22 protein-coding genes and 3 pseudogenes are annotated in these 16,649 nt (G+C 34.7%); 23 read left to right on the top strand and 2 right to left on the bottom strand.

The genetic code is table 11. The annotated features are described in order from the left end of the window. The first annotated feature begins 86 nt into the window (after nucleotides 1-86). The 15 genes and pseudogenes from JMM81_RS17250 (at nucleotide 87) to JMM81_RS17180 (ending at nucleotide 10,719) form a co-directional block, all read left to right on the top strand. Complete coding sequence (locus tag JMM81_RS17250; RefSeq protein WP_256242803.1) at nucleotides 87-389, top strand: hypothetical protein; 303 nt, start codon at nucleotides 87-89, stop codon at nucleotides 387-389. 241 nt (nucleotides 390-630) lie between these two features. Then, complete coding sequence (locus JMM81_RS17245; protein WP_256242802.1) at nucleotides 631-1,158, top strand: RNA polymerase sigma factor; 528 nt, start codon at nucleotides 631-633, stop codon at nucleotides 1,156-1,158. Further along, nucleotides 1,142-2,281 carry a DUF4179 domain-containing protein gene (locus JMM81_RS17240; RefSeq protein ID WP_256242801.1) on the top strand — a complete coding sequence of 380 codons (1,140 nt, stop codon included), beginning with the start codon at nucleotides 1,142-1,144 and terminating at the stop codon, nucleotides 2,279-2,281. The genes JMM81_RS17245 and JMM81_RS17240 overlap by 17 nt, the downstream gene beginning before the upstream one ends. A gap of 719 nt (nucleotides 2,282-3,000) precedes the next feature. Beyond that, complete coding sequence (gene ytxJ, locus JMM81_RS17235) at nucleotides 3,001-3,330, top strand: bacillithiol system redox-active protein YtxJ (RefSeq protein WP_256242808.1); 330 nt, start codon at nucleotides 3,001-3,003, stop codon at nucleotides 3,328-3,330. Next, a complete protein-coding gene (locus JMM81_RS17230; protein ID WP_256242800.1) occupies nucleotides 3,327-3,566 on the top strand; it encodes a glutaredoxin family protein in 240 nt (79 codons plus the stop codon). Before ytxJ ends, JMM81_RS17230 begins: the two co-directional genes overlap by 4 nt. Nucleotides 3,567-3,979: 413 nt before the next feature. Further along, nucleotides 3,980-4,561 carry a DeoR family transcriptional regulator gene (locus tag JMM81_RS17225; protein ID WP_256242799.1) on the top strand — a complete coding sequence of 194 codons (582 nt, stop codon included), beginning with the start codon at nucleotides 3,980-3,982 and terminating at the stop codon, nucleotides 4,559-4,561. Next, a complete protein-coding gene (locus JMM81_RS17220; RefSeq protein ID WP_256242798.1) occupies nucleotides 4,554-6,134 on the top strand; it encodes a copper resistance CopC/CopD family protein in 1,581 nt (526 codons plus the stop codon). The genes JMM81_RS17225 and JMM81_RS17220 overlap by 8 nt, the downstream gene beginning before the upstream one ends. A gap of 27 nt (nucleotides 6,135-6,161) precedes the next feature. After that, entirely contained in the window at nucleotides 6,162-6,827 is a 666-nt protein-coding gene (locus tag JMM81_RS17215) for a YcnI family copper-binding membrane protein (RefSeq protein WP_309143504.1), read from the top strand. Between the two features lie 206 nt (nucleotides 6,828-7,033). After that, nucleotides 7,034-7,654, top strand: coding sequence for a hypothetical protein (locus tag JMM81_RS17210; RefSeq protein ID WP_256242797.1), 621 nt, complete (start codon nucleotides 7,034-7,036; stop codon nucleotides 7,652-7,654). Between the two features lie 53 nt (nucleotides 7,655-7,707). Continuing rightward, on the top strand, nucleotides 7,708-7,992 hold the full coding sequence (locus JMM81_RS17205; RefSeq protein WP_256242796.1) for a hypothetical protein: 285 nt from the start codon (nucleotides 7,708-7,710) through the stop codon (nucleotides 7,990-7,992). Between the two features lie 209 nt (nucleotides 7,993-8,201). After that, nucleotides 8,202-8,486, top strand: a complete 285-nt coding sequence (locus tag JMM81_RS17200; RefSeq protein ID WP_256242795.1) for a stage V sporulation protein S — start codon at nucleotides 8,202-8,204, stop codon at nucleotides 8,484-8,486. 288 nt (nucleotides 8,487-8,774) lie between these two features. Then, nucleotides 8,775-9,191: pseudogene (locus tag JMM81_RS17195) on the top strand (lysine 2,3-aminomutase); the annotation flags it as partial. A gap of 1 nt (nucleotide 9,192) precedes the next feature. Further along, a complete protein-coding gene (locus tag JMM81_RS17190; protein ID WP_375162408.1) occupies nucleotides 9,193-9,474 on the top strand; it encodes a YokU family protein in 282 nt (93 codons plus the stop codon). 153 nt (nucleotides 9,475-9,627) lie between these two features. Beyond that, a complete protein-coding gene (locus JMM81_RS17185) occupies nucleotides 9,628-9,849 on the top strand; it encodes a YozE family protein (RefSeq protein ID WP_256242793.1) in 222 nt (73 codons plus the stop codon). A gap of 186 nt (nucleotides 9,850-10,035) precedes the next feature. Continuing rightward, on the top strand, nucleotides 10,036-10,719 hold the full coding sequence (locus JMM81_RS17180; protein WP_256242792.1) for a hypothetical protein: 684 nt from the start codon (nucleotides 10,036-10,038) through the stop codon (nucleotides 10,717-10,719). Here JMM81_RS17180 and JMM81_RS17175 read toward each other — a convergent pair. Next, nucleotides 10,716-10,886 (bottom strand): hypothetical protein, encoded by a 171-nt coding sequence (locus JMM81_RS17175; protein ID WP_256242791.1) that lies wholly within the window; start codon nucleotides 10,884-10,886, stop codon nucleotides 10,716-10,718. The two genes, JMM81_RS17180 and JMM81_RS17175, sit on opposite strands and share 4 nt — an antisense overlap. Nucleotides 10,887-11,031: 145 nt before the next feature. Here JMM81_RS17175 and JMM81_RS17170 point away from each other — a divergent pair, with 145 nt between their 5' ends. From JMM81_RS17170 to JMM81_RS17150, 5 genes are all read left to right on the top strand, one after another. Then, nucleotides 11,032-11,208, top strand: a complete 177-nt coding sequence (locus JMM81_RS17170; RefSeq protein ID WP_256242790.1) for a YozD family protein — start codon at nucleotides 11,032-11,034, stop codon at nucleotides 11,206-11,208. Between the two features lie 222 nt (nucleotides 11,209-11,430). Further along, on the top strand, nucleotides 11,431-11,613 hold the full coding sequence (locus tag JMM81_RS17165; protein ID WP_256242789.1) for a hypothetical protein: 183 nt from the start codon (nucleotides 11,431-11,433) through the stop codon (nucleotides 11,611-11,613). Nucleotides 11,614-11,636: 23 nt separating this feature from the next. Then, nucleotides 11,637-12,419, top strand: coding sequence for a serine/threonine protein kinase (locus JMM81_RS17160; RefSeq protein WP_256242788.1), 783 nt, complete (start codon nucleotides 11,637-11,639; stop codon nucleotides 12,417-12,419). Between the two features lie 157 nt (nucleotides 12,420-12,576). After that, the gene (locus JMM81_RS17155; protein WP_256242787.1) at nucleotides 12,577-13,347 is read left to right on the top strand and encodes a sporulation protein; all 771 of its coding nucleotides are present in this window, start codon (nucleotides 12,577-12,579) and stop codon (nucleotides 13,345-13,347) included. Nucleotides 13,348-13,515: 168 nt separating this feature from the next. After that, entirely contained in the window at nucleotides 13,516-13,824 is a 309-nt protein-coding gene (locus JMM81_RS17150) for a YodL domain-containing protein (protein WP_256242786.1), read from the top strand. A 359-nt stretch (nucleotides 13,825-14,183) separates the two neighbouring features. On the opposite strand, the gene JMM81_RS17145 is transcribed toward JMM81_RS17150, so the two are convergent. Next, nucleotides 14,184-14,327, bottom strand: coding sequence for a hypothetical protein (locus JMM81_RS17145; protein WP_256242785.1), 144 nt, complete (start codon nucleotides 14,325-14,327; stop codon nucleotides 14,184-14,186). Nucleotides 14,328-14,477: 150 nt separating this feature from the next. Between JMM81_RS17145 and deoD the strand changes: the two genes are divergently transcribed. The 3 genes and pseudogenes from deoD to JMM81_RS17135 all read left to right on the top strand — a co-directional run. Then, nucleotides 14,478-15,182, top strand: a complete 705-nt coding sequence (deoD, locus tag JMM81_RS17140; protein ID WP_256242784.1) for a purine-nucleoside phosphorylase — start codon at nucleotides 14,478-14,480, stop codon at nucleotides 15,180-15,182. Nucleotides 15,183-15,508: 326 nt separating this feature from the next. After that, nucleotides 15,509-15,592 (top strand): annotated as a pseudogene (locus JMM81_RS23145) (lipoprotein); the annotation flags it as partial. Between the two features lie 177 nt (nucleotides 15,593-15,769). Next, a pseudogene (locus JMM81_RS17135) lies at nucleotides 15,770-16,343 on the top strand (M15 family metallopeptidase); the annotation flags it as partial. Between the last annotated feature and the right edge of the window lie 306 nt (nucleotides 16,344-16,649).

Genomic DNA, 16,649 nt, shown 5'->3' with positions numbered 1-16,649 from the left:
GCAGTTTAGTGTAAGAAGGGAAGTTTAGGACAAGCAGTGAATATAATAAAAATAATGTAATCTTAAAAATGAAAAAGGAGCTAAAAATGAAGAAGTTATCTTTCATATTGTGTTCATTGGTCTTTGTTTTCGCTGTGTTACCCATTATTAGTGGAGCTTTTAATGAAACTGCAAATAGCAGTGAAAATCAACGCAAGGAAGAGAAGATATACAACAATCAACTTTCTAAAGCTGAAAAACAACAACAGGAAAAAGAATTGGAGGAGTTCCTAAAAAAAGAGAACAAACCTAATGCACTTTTACCTTTGCCAAATCCCGAAGATAAATTGAATTTCAATGGAATACCTTTGCCAGATGGAGAAAAAGTAGAACCAAAAAATATTTATTAAGCTAACGGGGGCGTTTCTGTAATATACAGGAACGCTTTTTTGTTGCTGCCAGCGGATAGTTGCGAAGGATAGTATGTCAAGAACACACAACTACTGTCGTCGGTATTTCAAGGTGATAAGCAAAAGCTTAATCTCTGTTATTATTCAGAATGGATGTTTCGATAAATATTGATTTAAACCACAACTTTTTGATAACTATTACGTCTAAGTATTGAAAATCCAAAGGAGAGGAGGTGAAAATTTGAATGCATATAAGAAAGAGGAAATAGCTGAGTGGTATGACCAGCACAGTAAGTCCGTTTTAAGCTTTATACTCCTGATGGTTAAAGATTATCAACAAGCGGAGGATCTAACTCATGACACCTTCGTTAAAGCTTATCTATATTATGATTCATTTAAACATCATTCCAGTGAAAAAACTTGGCTTTTTAGTATTGCACATAATTTAACAGTAGATTTTTTAAGGAAACGTAAACCCTCACTTCTCTTTAAAGAAGTATTTCAATTACAAAAAGATACTCACCCATTGCCCGAAGAGGTCATTCAAATAAGAGAGGAATCCTATGAAATTTATAAGGCGTTAGAGAAACTTAAAGATACATACAGAAAGGTAATCGTTCTTAGAAAAATAAAATGCTTTTCCATAGAAGACACTGCGAAGATATTAGGTTGGTCTGAGAGTAAAGTCAAATCAACACTCTTTAGGGCCTTGCCCGTTCTAAGAAAACAATTAAGAAAGGAGGGGTATTTGGATGAAGAAACAATTTGATAACTCTGATTTTGACAATTCCTTAAAGAAATTGGAATCCGATTTTAAGTGGAGGAAAACGAAAAAACAAGAACTGAGAAACCAAATTTTAGCTGATATAGAAAAAATGGAATTTGATGAGAATAAGGAGAACACTAGCATACCAAGAGGGAAAATACGTCATAAGCCAGTTCATTTAATAAAAAGAAAAAAGGTTCCAAAATGGTTAATCAATTCATTAGCAGCAATAGTGATTTTAGGGTTATCTACCACTTTCGTTGCTTTTGCTTTTCCGTCTATTGCATCACAAATTCCATTTATGGATAATGTCATTCATTTTATTAATGACAAAGAACAACACTACAAAAATTTTGAAAACTTTTCTACGGATATTGGTCTTGCAGACACAAGCAATGGTGTTACAGTCATGATAGACAATGCCGTTTATGACGGAACAAATGTTACCGTGTCTTTCGCCATTGAAACCGATCATAATTTTGATGAACACATGAGAGTACGTGCACCGAACTGGTTTTATGTTCGAGAAGCAAGTGGTGTTAGTGGCGGTGGAATTAGATTTACGAAAATTAGCGAGAATCGCTATGTGGGAATGTACACTTTCACTCCTGATTTCAAAGATAACCAACACCCAGAAACAATCGAAGTCACCTGGCAGCCTGAATCCTTTTACAGTCCATCAAATGATTTAGAGGTAAAAGGGGATTGGTCATTTGCCTTTTCATTAAATCGTTTGGAAGGCGATTTTCAGCTAGTAAATCAAACCATTCAGAAGGAAGGTGTAAGCTTTACACTTCAATCTATTGAGTTCACTGATGTATCCACTGTGATTAGCTATAAACAAGTGGTTTCAGATGAACTGCTTAAAGAATGGGAAAGTGTAACACCTGTTTTCCGTGTAACAGATGACCTCGGTAATGTATATAAGAATGGAACTGGTGGCGGTGGAAAGACAACTGATGACTATAAAACATATAAAGGAACAAGCGACTTTGGTACGATTAAAGAGGGGGCTAGTCAACTCATCATACAGCCTATTGAAATTGCTAGTCTCAATTATGGAAAAGGGAATATTGAAATTGAACTTGAACCTATTATCATTGACTTAAAAAATAAGGTAAATTAGTTTAAAGATTGTCAGTTATTGTACTTAAACTAATGGGGGCGTTAGCAAAATAATTAAAGGTTGATTTTTGAAGCTTTTTTATATTTTTCGATCTTCCGCAATCGGGGGAGATTATGGAAGATCACTTGGTTTTAAATGACTTTATTGTTATATTTTAAGTGCAGTAAAGTGTTTTACATTAAAAGTTAAACAACTTTATTTTAACCCGTCTTAAAATCAGAACGGGGTTATACGTATTTGAGGTTTAAAAATTAAATAACATTACTGTCACTTTACATAATCAACTTTAAAATTTAACAAAGTCTATATAAAAATAACACTATTTATTTCCCTTAGTTAGTTAAACCAAATTTTTATCTAGAGAAAGCAAAGGGATGACGTTGCAAGTGTGCAGCCTAATGATGATAAAGTCTCACCTGTCCCGCTGCTCTAAGCAGGGGTCTCGCAATCCGTTCCAATCAACCTTCAACAGTTTTCGTTTTCAAATCAACAATCTCTTAGAAAAAAGCCTTAAAGAAAGAATCTAAATGGAAGTTTTTCGTAATTGTAATTTTGTCATCAACTCATAATCCTTTTAATAGCAGTGTTTTACAATAGACATACGTTTTTGTTAATAGGGTTGTTCCTATGTGGACGAGTCACATCATTAGTAAAGTATCTTCCATTATGATAAATTTATGAACGAAAATATTATATTGAAAAGCAGGATGGTGCAGATGATGTCAATAAAACAACTTAAAAGTATTGAAGAATTAAATGAATTTGTTCAACAACCTGGGAAACATTTGCTATTAAAACATAGCACAACTTGCCCAATCAGTGCCAAAGCGAATGAAGAATTTCAATCATTTGTTAATGAAAATGAAACTACTTCTGCTGCAATGGTCTTGGTAATAGAAGATCGACCTGTATCAAATCATATTGCTGAAGAATTTGAAATTAAACATGAATCTCCACAAATCTTGCTATTTGATGATGGGAAAGTTTCTTGGAATACTTCTCATTGGAAAATTACAAGAGATTCGATCAAGGAGGCTCTGAACGCATGAGCAAACAAGTCATCGTTTATTCCACGCCTGGTTGTGTAGAATGCAACTATGTTAAACAAATGCTAGAAGAGGAAAAAATTTCATTTGAAGTAAGAGATGTAATGTCAAGTGTGGAATATCAACAGGAAGTCGAAAAATTTGGCTTTATGGGTGTACCTGTTACCGTAGTTGGAGATAAAGCAATTAAAGGCTTTAATCCCGAATTAAAAGAACTTCTAGAAACAATTGAAAAGTAAAGTTAGCCAAAGTCATGATGTAAAGTCATGGCTTTTTTAGTGCGCCAAAAGTATCCTATCCCTTCGGGATTGACCAGGAGACGGGAGATGGTATATAAAAAAAGTTAAGTTTTTGGCTAAATCGGTGCTCTCCATCCCTGCTTGTTCAGCAATCGGTCCATGATTGTTGAATAACACCATTAATGAAAACTAGGTATTTAAGTTAAAATATAGATGAGATTGTGAAGGATTGTACTTAAACTAAATGGCAGCGATAGTGAAACAAGGGAAAGTCATACTATTGTCACAAAAAGTATGGTTTCTATTATTGATTAGTGATAACCCAAAATGTTAAAATTTGTTTAAAGTTGTTATATTTTGTTTTAAATGAATTTAGAATTAATACAGCATATGACAGAGGTAGGTGATATTAATTGTTAGCGAGCGAAAGGCAGAAAAAAATTAAAGAACTAATTGTTAGACGACAATCTCTTAAAATCTCCGAGTTAAGCGAAATCTTCAAAGTATCAGAGATGACTATTCACAGGGATATTAAAGCAATGGTTGAGTCAGGATTTGTTGAGAAATCATTCGGTGGAATAAGTCTGGTTAATCGGGAGGCTAAAATATCGAATGGTAATGAATGTGTAGTATGCCATAGGAGTATTAATCACCGATTGTCCTTTCGATTAATTTTAACAAAAAACAGGGTTGAAACCACTTGCTGTACTCATTGTGGCTTAATACGTCATCAAATGCTTGGGGATGAAGTAATTGAGACTTTGTGTTGTGATTTTTTTACAAATACAACCATAAGTGCTAAAAATGCTTGGTTTGTAATGGAAACAACTGTCGACTTGAGTTGTTGTCAGCCTCAAGTTCTTCCCTTTAATCAAAGAGAACATGCGGAAGGATTTGTTCGGGGATTTGGCGGAACAATTGAAACATATATTGAAGTGATGGGTAAAGTAACTGGGCGAATTAAAAAGGGCAAGAGTTGCTGTCAACATGATTAAATATTTATTAAGAAATATTTTAATTCTATGTTCTCTTATTTTCATTCTTACGGTTCCTCAAGGAGTCTTTGCTCATGCGTTGTTAGAAAATGCTACACCTGCTCCAGATAGTCAATTAAAGTCTTCACCAAAAGAAATTGTTCTTATGTTTAATGAAAGACTTGAAAGAGAACTTTATTCGATTAAGGTATTTAATGAACATGGGGACATGGTTAGCAATAGTAAAACAGAGATGAGTAAAGATCAAAAATACATAAGGCAATCTTTGCCTATCCTTCCTAATGGAAACTATGCAATATCATATAGCGTATTATCATCGGATGGTCATCCCATTAAAGGTTCTTATGTAGTTTCCATAGGAGAAGAAACGGTTTTAAAAAGGGATCTGAACCAACTTATTTTACATGAAGATAATGGTTCAGTTCTGTTTAACGCTTTTAGTTCGATAATAAGAATTCTTTATTATATTGCATTAATCCTAACTACTGGATGGATTGTATGGGGTACCATAAACAAAATGGAACAGGGAGAAATGAGGGCGGACTTTAGACAGAGAGCTTTCTATTTACAAATTACCCTTTTCATTACAACTGTTGGAATGGGACTATTACAATTCGCAGTATTACTTGATCAATGGACTCTAGCAGAAATATGGTCTATTTTAACAGGCACAACAACAGGTATATCTTTGGCTCTGTCAGTGCTTTTATCTATTTTAGGTTTTGCTATATTATTCCGTTTCAAATGGTTGAATCTATTGTGGGTATTTATGATTCTAGTAGCAAAGAGTGTGAACGGACATGCGATGGCATTCGAACCACCAATTCGTACAATCTCATTAGATATAATCCATCTACTTGCAGTTGCAATTTGGGCAGGAGGTCTTTTATATATCCTAGTCTATTGGAAAAAGGAGAAAGAACATGTTAGACAATTCCTTTCCACTTTTTCTAAAGTTGCATTGATAAGTATACTCGTTCTGATTGTGACTGGAGTTTCTTCCACTTTGATCTTTTTACCTGAAGTTCACTATTTGTTTTATACGCAATGGGGAAAAATGCTTCTCGTCAAGGTCACCTTAGTCTTATTTGTCATTGTAATTGGTGGAATTTTACGATATATGATGAAAAAGAAAAGGGAAAATTCAATAGGGAACTTGCTGAAAATCGATTTTAGTTTGATGATTGTTATTTTGGGGATTGTTGGTGTCTTTACTCACTTAAATCCACTCCCACAAAACGAACCTCTAGAGTGGCACGAACGAGATAATTACATTGAATTCACGACATCGATCTTACCAAAGGTACCAGGCAACAATCATTTCATGGTTATAGCAAATTCTCATAAAGAAGGTATCGAGATTAAACGGATTGAGCTATTTTTAAAATATAAAGACAATCCAGATGTTGCTCCGATACAAGTACCTTTTACTCAATTGGAACAGTCCAATAATGTTCAATACATGATAGACGGGAAATATCTACCATTTGCGGGAAATTGGACAGCGGAAGTTCAAATATTAGATTCAGAGGATAATGAGAACGTATTTAGTAGGGAATTCATTGTTTATTAAAATTACGAAAAAAAGATTGGGGATTCTATGATGAAAAAATTATTAATGTTAACACTTTCAATGATGATTGGTGCAGTTACTCTTTTTGCAGGCATGGCAAGTGCTCATGTAACTGTACAACCGAAGGAAACTTCACAAGGTAAGTATGAAGTATTTACTGTCCGAGTTCCATCTGAAAGCGAAGAGATTCCAACAACAAAAGTGGAAGTGAAATTCCCAGAAGAAGTAAATATTACTCGTTTTGAACCAAAAGCAGGCTGGACATATGAATTACAAAAGGATGATACTGGTAAAATTACAAGTGTTACATGGACAACGGATGGAGAAGGTTTATCACCAACTGAATTTGGTCAATTTAATATGCAAGGAAAAGTTGGTGATGATGCGACAGAAATAGTTTGGAAAGCGTATCAAACATACAGCGATGGCAGTGTAGTTGAATGGGTCGGGGCACCAGATGCTGATAAGCCAGCTTCCGTTACCGTAGTAAATCCAGCTGATGCATCATCTGCTCATGGACATGGGGGAGATACATCAACGGATTCTTCCTCTGATGATCACGCTGCCACAGAAGAACAAGCAACTGATGTGGAAACAACAACAAGCTCCAGCAATGTTCCACTTTACCTTTCTATTGCAGCATTGATTGCAGGATTGGCATCATTAGGGATTTCCCTTAAAAAAAGAGGTTAAATAATACTATTTAAGCAAGGGAATGCGATTCTCTTGCTTTTTTATTCAACTAACAAGCTAAATAGTTATATATGTGAAGAATTACACTTAAATTATCGGGGTGCGATTGCTGAATAGCAGCAGTTCGCTATTTTAGTATCGGAACATTTTGTTGAAGAAGTAAACGGTATAATAATTTGAAATATAATAATCGGAGGTAAATCAAAATGAAAGTAGAAATAGGATATTATCCTGAGTATTATTATAGTTCACAACCTGATGCTGGTGGATTTTTTCCGTTTGCCATTGAGGAAAAACCTTTATATGTAGTTTCAATTGGTGGGTTTTATCTTCCTGAAAGTAATCCTAATTTTGATACTAATTTTGTACTTTCATGGATGGAACGTATTAAAGCCTTTCCAATATATTTTTGTGCAGAAATTCCTTCATACTGGAAAGAAGATTACGAGGAATTATGCCGAAAATGGAATATTGATTACAAATATTTATCTAATAATACTAATCTGTCTATATCTGTTACTGAAATCAAAAATGCAAACGAATTTCGAGAGATTTTTCCAATTTTTATTTCTATTGGCAGTTGTAATGACTTAGTTACTTGGTCAACAAATAAAAATATTTTTCGGGTAGAAGAACGCCAATGGAAAGGCGATTGGGAAGGTGAAGCAGTGGTAGTGAAAATTGATGAAGAAGTGAGTGTATTCTGGATAGGGTACGACTCTGATTACATTGTTTCACTTTCTAATAACACAAAGTTCTCTAATCATAAAACTATTTGTGAAACTTTACCCCCATTCGTTAATCCTACTATATGTGATTTTAAATAAATTTTTTGTTTATGAACTAACGGTGGCAAATCTACAACAAGGTGGCGGCAATATTGAGTAAAAAGAAACAAAAGATTTTTAAATACAATCAAGATGACATTTTAGAAATATTAACGGAGCATCTTGCCGAAGAAGGTGGCTTTGACACCTTTCAATCTAAGGCAATATTGTTAGGTACTCCAGATAAAGATTTAAGACTAATTACAGTTATAGGCGAATTAGATGATGATGGTATAACAGATATTGACTTGGACGAAATAGACAAGAGTATGGATTACAATGGTTCCCACTCAGACTTGGATGAGAGGTTTTATTTAAACCGTAACGATAAGAAGTAGGATTTTTTCTTATTAAACAAACGGGTGCATTCCTTTAAAAATGGATGCTTAATTGTTATTCCAGCACAGGTGCAGGAATAACACAAAAAGTATCAAAGGAATAAGTTCAATAGTTCTGTTTGATTTGAATTTGAATATTATTAAAGATACGTTATTACATTCTTTCCAGCGATCATATCAAGCGATTAAATAACGGGGGAAAAATTTATATGGATAATGTATTAAAAGTATCATCAAAATCAAATCCGAATTCAGTTGCAGGTGCAATTGCAGGCGTATTAAGTGAAAGAGGAAATACAGAAATTCAAGTGATTGGAGCTGGTGCTTTAAATCAAGCGATTAAAGCCATTGCGATTGCAAGAGGATTTGTAGCTCCTAGCGGTGTTAATCTGGTTTTTGTTCCTGCATTTACTGATGTTTTAATCAATAATGAAAATAGAACAGCAATCAAATTAATTGTAGGTCCTAGAAAAAAAAAGATGGATTTTCGTTGAGAAGATCAATATAAATCTTCCTTCGTGAAAGCCTTAAGTGTTTCCATTAAATAAATACTACATTAAAAGCAACAAGGTATTACTTCATTAGGGGTAATACCTACTTTTATATTAAAGAGTTTAATTAGTTTTGATTTTGTGAAGTAATGTACTTAATGCTAATGGGTGCTTTAATGAAAGAAGACTGTAACAAAAACGTTACTACCCCAAACATTAGTCTAAAGTATGAAATATGGGATGGCTACATAAAAGTAGCCTATTTTTTTATTTATACACCTTATAAAAAACGTAGTACCTACTTTTGTTGTGGATGCACCTGGTGGCGGCGGAAAAATCGCGCTACAGCCAAATTATTTAATTTCACAAAATCCTGATAAAGTCGTACTTCGTAATTTTGAAGGGGTCATTACGACTTATCCTGAACCAGAAAATTATGTGTCAGGGAGAGCGGAAGATTATTTTGAAAAGATTTATCCAGATATGGATGGAAAACAGTCAGCAACTGGGATTGCTTCATTATTGAACGATAGACAATTCAATCTGGTTCCAGAAGGTCTATCTCGTCTCAATCGCCGTCAGCAGTACAATCAAAATCCTGAACATCAAACATTAAAAGACAAGCGGGAAAAACGAGATGAACTGAAAGAGAAAAAATTTCAAGCTCAACAGAAAAAAATCAATCCAGAGACAAAGGGAGATGAGTAGCGTGGAAATTTGTCCATGGTGTGAAGTAGGAGAACTTTCATCGGTAATGGATACGGTCTTTTGGGAATTACCAGATGGCACGAGGGCTGTTGAAATCACGGAAACTCCATCTTTCTATTGTGACAATTGTCGTGCTTTATTTCAAAGTGATGAAGTAGTAAAAGAAATTGAAGATCAATTGTTTTTAGTTGATTCAAAAAAAATACCGAAAACCATTACGTACAAGGAACTTATGAAGACCCCCCGGCTATTAAAGAAAAATTATTTCGATTTCTCTTCCTAGTATAGATAAAGGGTATTGGTTCTGTATGTATATCGTAACTCGGCTGAGCCCGGGTTATTTTTTCTTGAGAGAATTCTATGAAATTGATAGTGGACGTAACTAATATCTTTCCTTTATAGTAGAAAACATCATATATTGAAAGGAGTTGTATTTATGGCAAAATCCTTTTATCATTTTCTGATGAGATATCGCCATCCGGAACCGAAAGATGAAATTAGTCTATTTGCAAATCACGCCTACCATGATCATAGCTTTCCTAAAGGTTCTTCTGACTATGATCAGCTAAGCTCGTATCTTGAATTTAACGGAAGTTATATGAGTAATATGAACATTTTCGATGAAGCTTGGGATCTGTACTTATTTCACGAATCGTGACTATAGTCAAACCTATCTCCATCCTTTTTTTAAAACTATAGCGTTTGTTTCGCTTATTCGATTTGTTGCTTGCCATCATAAATAATGGACCAAATTAAATGTTTTCTGATTATTTCCATATTGATTACTCCTGCATATACTATGTTAACTACATTTAACGGCTTCGATATTAAGGAGAGGGATGATATGGGAAGAAGAAAGAAAGCAAAATATCAAATCGGTGATACAGTTGTCATTACCATTTATGGAACGGTTGGAAAAGTAACGAACGTTCAATGGGTTGATGGAACCTATGTATATGAGGTTAATAAAAGCAATGAATTGTATAAAGAGGCAAGTTTACAATTGTTAGCAGAATATGATGGAGAAATCTTGGAAAAAGAACATATTGATATTGAATATAAATTTTTTATTGGTGACATTGTTCAAATAAAAGAGCAGGGGCCTGACTTTTATAAAATTATTGGGTTTCGAACAGAAATTTGGCGTTATAAAGATCGTTCATGGGAAGATATTATTTATGAACTGGCCCGTCTTGGTGACGGGGAATGGATGGAAGCAAGTGAAGCGGATTTGATTTTATTAGCAGATGTCGAAAATGCTGAAGCCTTCATGCAAAAATTAGGACTTCTTTATTTTATTAAAAACCAAAATGGACAGGAAACAAAAGAGTTAGCGCTTTCAATTGAAAAAAAGGAAACGCAACCTGATGATCTGAACCGGGATGAGCAGATTAATCGTTTATTAGATATTTACAATGATTATCGCTTTTTATACGAATGGTTCCAAGATGAAGAATACTTACATGTCATGGGGGCGGCCATTCGCGAATTAAAAAGGCTAACCAAGAATGATAACAAAAAGGCTTAATTTAGTTTATCCGCTAGTATCAACACATAGATAAGAAAAGGGATCCCTAAGAATATTAATATTTTAAAGCTTATTTGAAGCATATTGTTAAATAAGGTGAGTGTTACACTATTTTCTTCGTTTACATCTTCTCTTATGTTCTCGATCATTTGGGCAATCTTTATCATCTTATCCCCTCCAAGAATGTTTCTCTTTAATTAAATGTATGCTCGTCCACATGGAAAATGTCTTTTGTGATTTAAAAAATAAAAAGCTTATCCGGGCATATAAAGAGGAGTAAGATCATACATTTTTTATAAAGGGGGAGACGCTGTGAGAGAAATTGAGGTCATTATAGATACGGATGAAATTGCAGAGTTTTTCTTTCAGGAGTTAATAAAGAGAGGGTATGCACCTTCGGAAGGAGAAGTAGATGACCTCGCAGATATTACATTTGATTATTTAATTGAAAAGTGTATTATAGATGAAGAAATTATTGATGACTGTTAAAAGAACCGAATCGAGCATGTAAATAAAAAACTAGGCAGTTCGAAGAGGAGAGACAAAAGTTATTTCTTTCGCATTTCTGGACTAACCTTTGATCAATACTAGATCAAACATCTCAATGACGAGTTGTGCGCTCGTCATTTTTTTGTTTTTCTTAATAAAAAGATGAAACCAATATCAATGACGATTCGTATAGTAGAAAGATATTTAAGGGGAGGAAAGTGAATGTTTAAAAAAATAATAAAATCGTTACTGAATAGTTCATCACATCGTAAATATAGAAGCTCCAGTGATGCTTATAAACGCCATAATCATCATCGACATTCCCAATATGGTCATGGATATTATAAAAAAAAGCGGAGAAGCAGAAGCTTTTTCTCGAGTAGGAGCAGTTTTTTCAGTAGTTAACAAGAGAAAAGGAAAAAGTCATCATGATAAAAAGGGGTTTACTTTTAATAGCCGATCTATTAGAAAAGCCATTTAAATCGGGTAAGCTGATTGAGGAGCGTTATGAGATTGTAGAATTTCTTGGTAGGGGTAGTTATGGAAATAGTTATCTTGTTTACGACAGGGAAAAACAAAGTCAGGCTGTAATAAAGCTATTGAGGCTACATAAACGAATATTCAAAGCAGGAAAAATAACTTTTGAACAAGAACAACAACTGTTAAAAGAATTGAATCATCCATTCTTTCCCGCTTTTTATAATAGGGGACAATACCATGGCACACCTTTCTTTACAATGGAACATGTAAATGGTAAAACATTTGAGCAATTAATTTTCGAAGAAGGAAAAACATATTCAGAGAAAGAGACTTTTCAAATAGGGTTACAGTTGCTTCAAATAATTAACTGGCTTCATCATAATGGAATTGTTCATCGTGATATTCGCATTCCAAATGTTATGATTACTCAGGATCAATTAAAGGTAATTGATTTTGGGCTAGCTCGCCGATGGAATTCAAATCACTTTCCATCATTTCATCTTGACCAGATAAAGAAGGTAATATCTCCTATTAGTGACTTCTATGCATTAGGTCATTTTCTATTGTTCTTATTGTATTCAACTTATGAGTTAGAAGATGAAAAGGAAAAAAGCTGGGAAGAGGAGCTTGATTTATCGGACTCAGCACACAAGATTATTAGAAGATTATTGGCTATTGATGAACCTTATCAATCATGCCAAGAAATTGAAAAAGATTTCTTTAAGGTATAAGAAATCTTTTTAAACTTAGACTATTGTCTAGCACAAGTATCCTAACTCTTCGAGTCATAAGCTAATCCAAGAACAATTTCCTTTGTGAAGGGTCGTCTTATACTATACTTTAGGGTGGGAAAGGAGCTTGGGCTTTTCAGTTGGGGAGGAAAAGAAGATGTCTTTTTTTAATAAAGTGTTAGCAAGTATTGGAATTGGTGCGGCAACAGTTGATACAAAGTTAGAGAAAGATCAAGTGGTTCCAGGAGAGGAAATCAAAGGGATTGTTGATATTCGTGGTGGAAATGTGGAACAACAGATTGATGATATTTATCTTTCTATCAATACTCAGTATATAAAGGAATCAGATGATAAAAAGTATTATGCTACCGAAACAATTGAGCGTATTCGTTTAGCGTCAACATTAACATTAGCTGCTAATGAACGAAGAGAGATTCCTTTTTCTTTCCAATTGCCGCTTGATACACCAGTAACGGTTGGGAAAACAAAAGTGTGGGTAACGACAGGGCTTGATATTAAGAATGCAGTCGATCCGTCTGATAAAGATTTTCTTCACGTGAAACCTAATCGCTTACTGGAAGGAGTCATAGATAGTATTTCATCATTAGGTTTTCGCTTGCGTGAGGTTGAGTGTGAGCAGGCATCCCGCAGTTTACGTGGACGTTTACCATTTATACAAGAGTTTGAATTTGTTCCGACGTCAGGAGTCTTCCGGGGTCGATTAGATGAGTTAGAGCTTGTCTTTCTTCCAACATCACAAACTTCAGCTGATTTGCACTTTCAAATTGACCGTAAGGCACGTGGCTTGAAAGGGTTTTTATCTGAAGCATTGGAAATGGATGAAACAAATATTCGTTCTTCTATTTCGATAAGTGATCTAGCAACATTTCCACAAAAACTACGTATCTTACTGCAAAAATACGCTTAATTTATGTACGTGATGGTGTGAAAAACACCATCTTTTTTATTTTTTATTCAAAATACTTACAAGTCGACAAAAATAGAAGGGATTCTTTAAAGGAATCGACAGGCTTCTTCTCTAATACTTAGAGTAAATAAATGTGAATGTTTGAAACGTATAGAGGAGGAATGGTGAATGTTGATGGAATTAATACGGACACGTAAAAAAGAATACGATGTGACCATTTTTCAAACACCCGTATTTAGACAAAGAAAAGGCTATGAGCAGGTATATCGATTACAGGTTGAAGGGATGTCACATGATGAGTGTTTGTACGATGTATTCTCTCGTTTTAATACACCGGATCGGATGCCGGTTGATTTCGAAGGTCGATTTATTGGCACTGGTGACATCTTATTCATTGATGAAGGACGAAAAGGTCAATTTTACTATCAATTAAGACCAGGTGGATGGAAGAGAGTAAATCGAATTCATGTATGCTAATGAGTCAGAAAGTGAGGGTTGTTCATGGATACCCTCACTTTTGTGTATTCATAAGTAAATGAACCTTTTATAGCTAGAAAAAGGATTTGTTTTCAGGGTCTTTAACTATTTTCAACGATTAGCTACCCGTTGACCAGGAATCTTTTATCCCGTCTTAACGGGCAGTAAGACCCCTACCTCAAAACTTCGAGAGAATCGAGGAAGGATTGTTGGGAATCAAACTGCCCGTAAAGATCCGATAAGGGCGATAAAGTCTTTTCTAAGAGCTTCAGTTCTTAGAAAAGCCAATCAGGCTTCGCGTGACTAACCATCAGTGGGGGATGAAGAAAATCCTAATGATGGTTAGTCTTTTTTATATTTCATTGACCAGGGTTACTTTTTTTTCTGCCACCTGTGGCTGAAAACTCTTTTCCGTGTGCTTCTCGTTCAGCTATGATTGCTTCTGGTGGTGTGTGATTATTTTTTTTCGGTGAATTAATCCGATTACGATGTTTTTTTCCCATAATAACCTCCTGCCTATTGCGTTTATGTTAGCGTTATGAGTGTGATACGCTATGTTGAATAGTTTTGCCTGTCTAAGTCTCCTTCATGCAGATGAAATGGGTTGTTTAAATATGGTATAGTGAAAAAAGATTTACATGGAGGTGTTGTAAATGAGTGTACATATTGGTGCGAAAGAAAATCAAATTGCGGATACAGTTCTGTTGCCCGGTGATCCCCTTAGAGCAAAATATATTGCTGAAACCTTTTTAGAAGGGGCTGAACTGTATAATGAAGTTCGGAATATGTTCGGCTATACCGGTACTTATAAAGGGAAACGAATTTCCGTACAAGGAACCGGAATGGGTGTACCGTCTATTGCTATTTATGCAACGGAATTAATGCAAAGTTATCATGTACAGCAATTGATTCGTGTTGGCACATGTGGGGCGATTCAAAAAGATGTAAAAGTTCGTGATGTAATCTTAGCCATGAGTGCTTCGACAGATTCTCAAATGAATCGCATTACCTTTAGAGGAGTGGATTACGCACCAACAGCAAACTTTGATTTGTTAAAAAAAGCTTATGATACAGGGTTAGAAAAAGGCTTAAACTTGAAAGTTGGTAACGTACTGACAGCTGATTTATTTTATAATGATAATTCCGAATTGGAAAAATGGGCCAATTATCAAATTTTGGCGATTGAAATGGAGACTGCTGCTCTGTATACATTAGCGGCTAAATTTGATCGGAAAGCCTTATCTGTGTTAACTGTCAGCGATCACATTATAACAGGTGAAATGACGACATCCGAAGAAAGACAAACAACTTTTAATGATATGATTGAAGTGGCACTAGAAGCCGCAATTAAAGAGTAATGAAAGAGGGGGCCTTAAAAGCTCTCTTTTTGTCATATTTTATCCCACTCTTAACGGGCAGTAAAACCCCCACTGATGGAAGACTTCTTTATATATATAAGTCTAGCTTAATTTTTCGACATAGTATAAAAATGGTCGGCCAACCTCCTTTTCACTTCGCTGTTATTACTACATACATAAAGGCTTGCTCAAGCAGGTTGACCAACCGTTTCTTATGTTGATTTAACAAGTTGAATTTATATATATAGATGCTTCCTTTTTTTTCTATATTTCACCTTTTCTACAATTTTCTATTCTTTTTAGATGAAAAAATGATAGAATAGGAAATGAAGATTTTAATAGATAGGTGGATTACTATGAAAAAATTAATAATAGCAATCGGGAGTGTAGCTCTTCTTTCTGGTTGTAATTTGGATACGCTGCGTACGCAAATTCCTTTTTCTCAAAAGAGTACGGGATCTGTACAACAGGATGAACAATCACCTATTGATGAACAAGTAGAAGAACAACAAGAAGAAAAAGTAGTAGACAGTAAAGGCAAGGAAAACAATGATCGAGAAACTGAATCTAAGATTACTGAAGATCAAATGTCGTTAGAGGCGGCTTTTTTTAATGATATTGTGCAAGTGGATGGGAAAAATATCATTCAAAACCCCACAAATAGAATGGTTCTCGTTAATAAGGAATTTGCCCTGCCAGATGGCTATAGGGCAGATGATCTTGTCCGTCCCAATGTTAGGTTTTCTTTTGGAGATGAAGAAGATGATAAAAGTTTATTACGTATAGAAGCTGCAGATGCATTAGAGGAAATGTTTGAAGAAGCAGAAACGAATGGATTATATCTTTTTGCAGTGTCAGGATATCGTTCATATGAAAGGCAAAAAATGATATTTGATGCACAAGTCAATCAAGTAGGCTATGAGAAGGCAGCTCTATTGGTTGCGTTTCCTGGGAATAGTGAACATCAGACAGGATTATCGATGGATATTTCGAGTGAAAGTAATCATTTTGGGCTGACAGAAAAATTTGGTGAAACAGCAGAAGGAAAATGGCTAATGGAAAATGCCCATCGCTTTGGTTTTATCCTTCGTTATCCAAGTGGAAAAGAAGAGATCACGGGATATGATTATGAGCCTTGGCATTATCGCTATGTTGGGGAGAAGGAAGCAACAGAAATATATGAAAAAGATTTAACGTTAGAAGAGTTTTTCCATATCGTTGAGAAAATATAAAGAAGACTTTCAACAATGGCGATCTTATTGTCCGTTAAGACAGGAGCAAAAAGCTGGGCATAGAGTCCAGCTTTTTGTTGCTTATACATAAGTTTATTTAGTTTTAATTTTCTGTCCTTTTAGGGGTTGTACTATTATTTTTGTTAAAATGATTATAAAAATGTTATTCTAAACAGTAGGGATTAGAATTGCGTATGAATACAATCGTTAGTTAGTGATGAAAGTGGTGAAATGG

The organism is Bacillus sp. V3B (assembly GCF_024494465.1).
GTDB lineage: Bacteria > Bacillota > Bacilli > Bacillales > Cytobacillaceae > Bacillus_BD.
Note: the sequence above shows the minus strand (reverse complement) of the source record. Positions and strands in the feature narration are given on the sequence as shown.

Coding starts and splice junctions, on each gene's coding strand:
- JMM81_RS17200 (WP_256242795.1), top strand. CDS start 8,202: ATGGATAATGTATTAAAAGTATCATCAAAATCAAATCCGAATTCAGTT.
- JMM81_RS17215 (WP_309143504.1), top strand. CDS start 6,162: ATGATGAAAAAATTATTAATGTTAACACTTTCAATGATGATTGGTGCA.
- JMM81_RS17180 (WP_256242792.1), top strand. CDS start 10,036: ATGGGAAGAAGAAAGAAAGCAAAATATCAAATCGGTGATACAGTTGTC.
- JMM81_RS17160 (WP_256242788.1), top strand. CDS start 11,637: ATGATAAAAAGGGGTTTACTTTTAATAGCCGATCTATTAGAAAAGCCA.
- JMM81_RS17150 (WP_256242786.1), top strand. CDS start 13,516: ATGTTGATGGAATTAATACGGACACGTAAAAAAGAATACGATGTGACC.
- ytxJ (WP_256242808.1), top strand. CDS start 3,001: ATGTCAATAAAACAACTTAAAAGTATTGAAGAATTAAATGAATTTGTT.
- JMM81_RS17145 (WP_256242785.1), bottom strand. CDS start 14,327: ATGGGAAAAAAACATCGTAATCGGATTAATTCACCGAAAAAAAATAAT.
- JMM81_RS17175 (WP_256242791.1), bottom strand. CDS start 10,886: ATGATAAAGATTGCCCAAATGATCGAGAACATAAGAGAAGATGTAAAC.
- deoD (WP_256242784.1), top strand. CDS start 14,478: ATGAGTGTACATATTGGTGCGAAAGAAAATCAAATTGCGGATACAGTT.
- JMM81_RS17250 (WP_256242803.1), top strand. CDS start 87: ATGAAGAAGTTATCTTTCATATTGTGTTCATTGGTCTTTGTTTTCGCT.
- JMM81_RS17165 (WP_256242789.1), top strand. CDS start 11,431: ATGTTTAAAAAAATAATAAAATCGTTACTGAATAGTTCATCACATCGT.
- JMM81_RS17185 (WP_256242793.1), top strand. CDS start 9,628: ATGGCAAAATCCTTTTATCATTTTCTGATGAGATATCGCCATCCGGAA.
- JMM81_RS17230 (WP_256242800.1), top strand. CDS start 3,327: ATGAGCAAACAAGTCATCGTTTATTCCACGCCTGGTTGTGTAGAATGC.
- JMM81_RS17240 (WP_256242801.1), top strand. CDS start 1,142: ATGAAGAAACAATTTGATAACTCTGATTTTGACAATTCCTTAAAGAAA.
- JMM81_RS17210 (WP_256242797.1), top strand. CDS start 7,034: ATGAAAGTAGAAATAGGATATTATCCTGAGTATTATTATAGTTCACAA.
- JMM81_RS17220 (WP_256242798.1), top strand. CDS start 4,554: ATGATTAAATATTTATTAAGAAATATTTTAATTCTATGTTCTCTTATT.
- JMM81_RS17155 (WP_256242787.1), top strand. CDS start 12,577: ATGTCTTTTTTTAATAAAGTGTTAGCAAGTATTGGAATTGGTGCGGCA.